General features: G+C 68.6%; 5 protein-coding genes. 1 reads left to right on the top strand and 4 read right to left on the bottom strand.

The genetic code is table 11. From position 1 onward, the window contains the following. Positions 1-175: 175 nt before the first annotated feature. Positions 176-640 carry a cyclic nucleotide-binding domain-containing protein gene (locus tag A5709_RS24940; protein ID WP_068123287.1) on the top strand — a complete coding sequence of 155 codons (465 nt, stop codon included), beginning with the start codon at positions 176-178 and terminating at the stop codon, positions 638-640. A 14-nt stretch (positions 641-654) separates the two neighbouring features. Here the strand turns inward: A5709_RS24940 and A5709_RS24935 are convergent, their stop codons facing one another. From A5709_RS24935 to A5709_RS24920, 4 genes are all read right to left on the bottom strand, one after another. Then, positions 655-1,320 carry a nitroreductase family protein gene (locus A5709_RS24935; RefSeq protein ID WP_068012309.1) on the bottom strand — a complete coding sequence of 222 codons (666 nt, stop codon included), beginning with the start codon at positions 1,318-1,320 and terminating at the stop codon, positions 655-657. Positions 1,321-1,327: 7 nt separating this feature from the next. Next, positions 1,328-2,857, bottom strand: a complete 1,530-nt coding sequence (locus tag A5709_RS24930) for an Hsp70 family protein (protein WP_068123284.1) — start codon at positions 2,855-2,857, stop codon at positions 1,328-1,330. Positions 2,858-2,866: 9 nt separating this feature from the next. Beyond that, positions 2,867-5,131 carry a carbon starvation CstA family protein gene (locus A5709_RS24925; RefSeq protein ID WP_068123282.1) on the bottom strand — a complete coding sequence of 755 codons (2,265 nt, stop codon included), beginning with the start codon at positions 5,129-5,131 and terminating at the stop codon, positions 2,867-2,869. Positions 5,132-5,170: 39 nt separating this feature from the next. Then, positions 5,171-6,248, bottom strand: a 1,078-nt coding sequence (locus A5709_RS24920) for an ATP-dependent DNA ligase (protein ID WP_068123280.1), incomplete at its 5' end; no start/stop codon positions are given.

Below are 6,248 nucleotides of genomic sequence, written 5' to 3'. Positions count from 1 at the left end.
CCGGTCGTGGCCCGGCAAGCGCTCGACCGAGTCCGGTCGAGCAGCCGGTTCGGCGGCCCGACACCCGGGCGGCCTTCGGGCAGACAATTCTTCTCTTCGATCGCCGAACGTGAGCCGTCAAATCAACTATCGTCCGTCTTGAGCAATTGATCGGCACCGGCGAAGGAAGCAGGCAGTGAGGACGCTAGAGGGCGTTCTGGCCAGGCACCCGTTCTTCCGCGGGATGGACCCGCGCCATGTGCAGTTGGTGGTCGGGTGTGCGGCAAACCTGCGCTTCACCGCGGGCGAGTTGATCTTCCGCGAGGGCCAGCCCGCTGATCACTTCTATCTCATCCGCGCGGGCAGGATTGCGCTCGAAACCCCCGCTCTGGGCCGCGGCAGCTTGACGGTGCAGACGCTCCGAGACGGAGACATCCTGGGCTGGTCGTGGTTGGTGCCGCCCTACAACTGGCGGTTCGACGGGCGCGCGGTCGAGACGACGCGCGCCATCGGTTTCGACGGCAAGTGCCTGCGCGGCAAGTGCGAAGAGGACCACGAACTCGGGTACGAGCTGCAGAAGCGTGTGATCGCGGTTCTCGGCCAGTATCTCGATGCGACGAGGTTCCGGCTCCTGGACATCTATGCCGATGTCGTCGGATAGGGCCGGACCGGCCCTCAGCCTTCGAATGCCGGACCGTCGAAGCGGTCACGAGTGATGAATTCCGCGACCGGTCGGCGGCGCAGCCTGGTCGGCTGGCGCACCGGTTTGCCAAGGGGCACAACCGCGGCGAGGGCGTGCAGGTCGGGGATCCCCAGCAGGCGGCGAACCTGGTCCTCGGCCGCGATGGCCATGGTTGTGATGGTGCCGCCGTAGCCCTCGCTGCGGGCGGCCAGCAGGACGTTCCAGATCAGCGGGTAAACGGATGCGCCACCGGCCAGGCCGACGCGGTCCAAGTCCTGATCGATCGAGGCGACAACGGTCAGGTCGACCGAAACCACAAGGACGACCGGCGCTTTCGCGATCGGCGCGACGAAGGTGTCGGGGATGTCGGTCTGGTCGATGACGTCCTGCGGCACACCGCTGGGATGGATTGAATTCCAAGGGTTTTCACCCGCCTGCAGTTGGGCGAAGTAGCGCCGGGCCGCGGTCACGCCCAGATCGGCGAGGCGGCGACGGGTGTCCGGGTCACGCACCACGGTGATGTGGGCGCCCTGGCGGTTGCCGCCGCTCGGGGCGAACCGGGCGTTGTCGAAGATGCGCCACAACACCTCGTCGGGCAACGGGTCGTCGGTGAAATCGCGCGCCGCGAACGTCGTCCGCATGACGTCGTACAGCTCCATGGCCGCGTCACGCGCTCGCGGAGGCGCGGCGCTCCAGGCGGAAGGTGCGTTTGAATCCGGCCGGCTGCGTCGTCAGGGTCACCTCGACCGCACCGCTGGGCGCGATGACGTAGCGCTCCTCGACGTCGGGCCCGTCCCGCCACCGGCCGACCGGCTGGCGCCCGAGGTCGTCGCGCTCGTGCAGGGCCGGGTCGAACGGGAAAAGAACCGGGTCGTAGGGCGTCACGTCGCCGTCGGGCCGGCCGTTGACCAGGCGGCTGCACTCGACGAACCGGAAGTGGCCGATGTTGTGCGCCGCCCGGTAGGTGCGCTTCACCACCAACGGGGTGTGCCCATCGGCGGGCAGCGAGACGTCCTTGCACACGATCGGGTCGAAGACGACGCCGGCGCCGGCTTCGGCCTCGCGGAAGACGCCGAAGTTGCGCGAGAAGCGTTCGGAGAGCGCGAAATCGGATTCCTTGTCGAGAAAGACGGCCAGGCCGATCGCGGTGGCCGCGAAGGGGTGCGGCGAGCGTTTGACCCGCTTGTCGCCGAAGGCGGTGCGCAGCATCCGCGAAACGAGCGGGAAGCTGCCGGCGCCGCCCACGACGTAAATGCCGGCGACTTCCGACCAGGTCACGTCGGTGCCGCCCGGCGCGGGGTTGTGCAGGACGCGTTCGAGCAGCTTCATCGTCTTGTCGACCAGCGGAGCGCAGGCCGCGTAGACGTCGTCGACCGGACACGAGAACGGGGGCCGGTCCGCCCCGTCGACGCCCGAGAGGTCCACCAGGAAGCGGCGCGTCTGCGGACCCACCGCCTCCTTGCGGGCCGCGACCTCCTCCCGCAGCAGGTCGCGGGCGGCGGCGTCTACGCCGGAGAGCCGCGAACCGGCCAGCACGAGGTCGACGATCGCCTCGTCGAAGTCGTCGCCGCCCAGGCGCTGGATGCCCTCACTGATGACGACCTCGTTCGCGTGTCCGGTCATCTTGAGCAAGGAGGCGTCGAAGGTGCCGCCGCCCAGGTCGTAGATGAGGACGTATTCCCGTTTGGCGGTGATGGTGGAGCGGTACCGGTGCGCGTATTCCAGGCTCGCGGCAGACGGCTCGTTGAGTAGCGCGACGACGTGGAAGCCGGCCGCGACGAAGGCGTCCAGTGTCAGCAGTCGCTGGGCGCTCGAGGCGTTGGCCGGCACGCTGATCGCGGCCTCGACGGTTTCTCCGGCGGCGAGGCTGGCGTTGGAGCGGCGCAGCAGGTCGCTCTTCAGCTGGGCCAGAAAGCCGGTAAGCAGGTCCGCCAGTCGATGGCTGCGGCCGGCCAGGCTCACCTCGGTCTGGGGCCCGGCCTCATTGAGCAGACGTTTGAACGATCGCAGGACCGACCAACCCGGGTCGTGGCGGACGGCGGCGGCCTCCGCACCGAACCGCAAGTCCCCGGCGGCGTTGGCCGCGACGATCGACGGCCACGCGTCAACGCCGTCGAACGAGATGACGGGATAGTTGCCTCGGTCGACGGCCGCAACGACAGTGTGTGTGGTGCCAAAGTCGATGCCGACTCTCATCGCGCAATCTTAGGACCGCGCTGGGGAGTTCGACACGACCTTTTCGGTCGGCGCGTCCCACCGTTTTTGCAACTCCCGCTCGGCGGCGGTGGCGACCAGACCCGACGGCGCGAACCGCTTCGACGGCACCGGCTCATCCTCGGTCAGCGGCCTGCCCGCGCCGCGCATCGCGCCCAGGGCGACGACCACCCCGGCGATGACCACGATGACGACGACAAGCGCGAACAGGATGGACAGCGTGCCCTGAACGAAGGTGTTCCTGATGACCTCGTCGAGTTGATGGGCGTTCTTGGCCGAACCGAACGACGTCTTGCCGGCGTTTCTGGCCGCGAGGTATTGGAAGTGCTGCGTCCAATAGCCGACATTGGGATCCGCCGAGAAGATCTTCTGCCACGACGCGGTGAGCGTGACCGCCAAGTCCCACAGCAGCGGAATCCCGGGAATCCATGCCCACTTCAGCAGGCCCTTCTTCACGACGATCACGGTGATCACGGTCAGCGCGACGGCGGCCAGCAGCTGGTTGGCGATGCCGAACAGAGGAAACAGGGTGTTGATGCCGCCCAGCGGATCGGTCACGCCCATCAGCAGGATGCTGCCCCAGGCGGCGGCCACGGCGAGGCTGCAAACCCACACGCCCGGCCGCCAGCTCGGGTTGCGCAGTTTGGTCAGCGGGCCGCCGAGGTTGCCGAGTGCGTCGGACAGCATGAACCGCGCGACGCGAGTGCCCGCGTCGACGGCGGTCAGGATGAACAGCGCCTCGAACATGATCGCGAAGTGATACCAGAACGCCTTGAGACCCACCCCGCCGAAGACGCGTTGCAACACCTCCGACATGCCGACCGCCAGGGTCGGGGCTCCGCCGGTGCGCGACACGATCGACTTTTCTCCCACGCCGGCGGCGGCCCTGGTGAGTTGGTCCGCGGTCACCGGGGTGCCCGACAGGCCGAGCCGATTGACGTAGTCGGCGGCGGTGGCCGCGGTGCCACCCGTTTGCGCGGCCGGGGCGTTGAGGGCGAAGTACAGGTGTTGGTCGAGGATCGCTGCGCTGATCAGGGCCATGACGGCGACGAACGACTCGGTGAGCATGCCGCCGTACCCGATGAACCGCATCTGGCTTTCCTTCTCCAGCAGCTTGGGCGTCGTCCCCGACGAGATCAGCGCGTGGAACCCGGACAGCGCGCCGCACGCGATGGTGATGAACAGGAAGGGGAACAGCGAGCCGGGGAACACCGGTCCGTCGCCGCTGGCGGCGAACCGCGAGATCGCGGGTGCCTGCATGAGCGGGCGGGCCAAGCAGATGCCGACCGCTAGCAGGGCGATGGCGCCGACCTTCATGAATGTGGAGAGGTAATCGCGCGGGGCCAGCAGCAGCCAAACAGGCAGCACCGAAGCCACGAAACCGTAGCCGATGATCAGCCACGACACAGTCACCGGTGAGATGCTCAACCACGTTGCGGCCCAGGGTGTTTCACTGACCCAGTTGCCGGAGACCACGGCCAGCATCAGCAGCACGAAGCCGATGATCGATACCTCCGCCACCCGCCCCGGCCGCAGGAATCGCAGGTAGCACCCCATGAAGAGGGCGATGGGGATGGTCATGCCGATGGAGAACACGCCCCAGGGGCTTTGGGCCAGGCCCCGCACCACCACCAGCGCCAGCACCGCGATGATGATCACCATGATGACGAACGCCCCGACCAGGGCGGCAGCGCCGCCGGTGGCGCCGAGTTCGTCGCGGGCCATCTGACCCAGGGAACGTCCCCGCCGCCGGGTGGAGATCCACAAGACCAGGTAATCCTGGACCGCGCCGGCGAACACCGCGCCGATGACGATCCAGATAGTGCAGGGCAGGTAGCCCATCTGCGCGGCGAGCACCGGGCCGACGAGTGGTCCGGCTCCGGCGATGGCGGCGAAATGATGACCGAACAACACCCGCCGGTCGGTGGGCACGTAGTCGGTGCCGTCCTCGAACATTTCGGCCGGCGTCGCGTGATCGTCGCGCGGGCGGACGATTTTCATCTCGATCAGCCGGGCGTAGAACCGGAAGCCGATGAGGTACGTACAGATCGCCGCGACCACGAACCAGACCGCGTTCACCGCCTCGCCGCGCGCGAACGCGATGATCGCCCACGCGACCGCACCGATCACGGCGATGGTCCCGAACACGACCTTGTGCCGGACGGTGATGGGGGAGCGGTCCACGATCGCGACGGGCGGCAGCTGCTCGTCGGTGTGGATGTAGCTGACGTCGTCGTCGCGCGCTTTCACTGCCACGGCGGAAACCCTACGCGCGGAAGAAGAACAGCGCTTGACTTAATACAGCGCGCGCACGGCATCGATGGTGTCGGCCTCCGCCGGGCCCTTGTCGTCGCGGTAGCGCACCACCCGGGCGAACCGCAGTGCCACACCGCCGGGGTAGCGGGAGGATTTCTGGACGCCGTCCAACGCCACCTCGACCACCTGCTCGGGCCGCAACCGCACGACGTAACCGTCGGTTCCGCTGACGGCGAGTTCGCTGAACCGCGCGGTCTGCCAGTCCAGCATCGCGTCGGTCATTCCCTTGAATGTCTTTCCCACCATGACGAATTCACCGGTGGCCGGGTCGCGCGCCCCGAGATGGATGTTGGAGAGTTTGCCGCTTCGGCGCCCCGATCCCCATTCCACCGCGAGCACCACCAGGTCCAGCGTGTGCACCGGCTTGACCTTCAGCCAACCGGCCCCGCGCCGGCCCGCCTGATACGGCGCGTCCGGCGCCTTGGCCAGCACGCCTTCGTGGCCGGCGGCCAGCGTCGCGGCCAGGAAGTCCTCGGCGGCCGCGGGCTCGGAGGTCAGCAGCCGATCCACCCGCTGCGCCTCCGGCACCAGCGCGTCCAGGGCGGCCAGCCGCTCGGCGGTCGGCGCGTCGAGCAGGTCATCGCCGTCGCGGTGCAGGATGTCGAAGAAGAACACCGAAAGTGGTTGCGCCGCACGGGCCGCGTCCACGTCGACCGATCGGCCGAACCGCGACGCGGTGACCTGGAAGCGGTGTGGGGAGTTGTCGGAACGCAGCGCGATCGCCTCGCCGTCGGCGATGAGGTCGCGCACCGGCAGGGCCAGCGTCGCCTCCACCACCTCGGGCAGCCGGGCGGTGACGTCGTCGAGGCTTCGGGTGTAGACGGTGACCTCGTCACCGGACCGGTGAATCTGCACCCGGGCACCGTCCAGCTTCGCCTCGAAAATGGCTGTGCCGCCGTGGCGTTCGAGCGCATCGGCCACCCCGGTGGCGGTCTGAGCCAACATCGGGCCGACCGGCCGGCCGACCCGCAGGGTGAACGCGTCCAGCGCGCCGGTCCCGCCGCCCAGGGCGGCGGCCGCCACGGCCGGCAAGTCCCCGCCCAGCATCGCGGCGCGC

It is taken from the genome of Mycobacterium sp. E1386 (assembly GCF_001672745.1).
Taxonomy (GTDB): Bacteria; Actinomycetota; Actinomycetes; order Mycobacteriales; family Mycobacteriaceae; genus Mycobacterium.
Note: the sequence above shows the minus strand (reverse complement) of the source record. Positions and strands in the feature narration are given on the sequence as shown.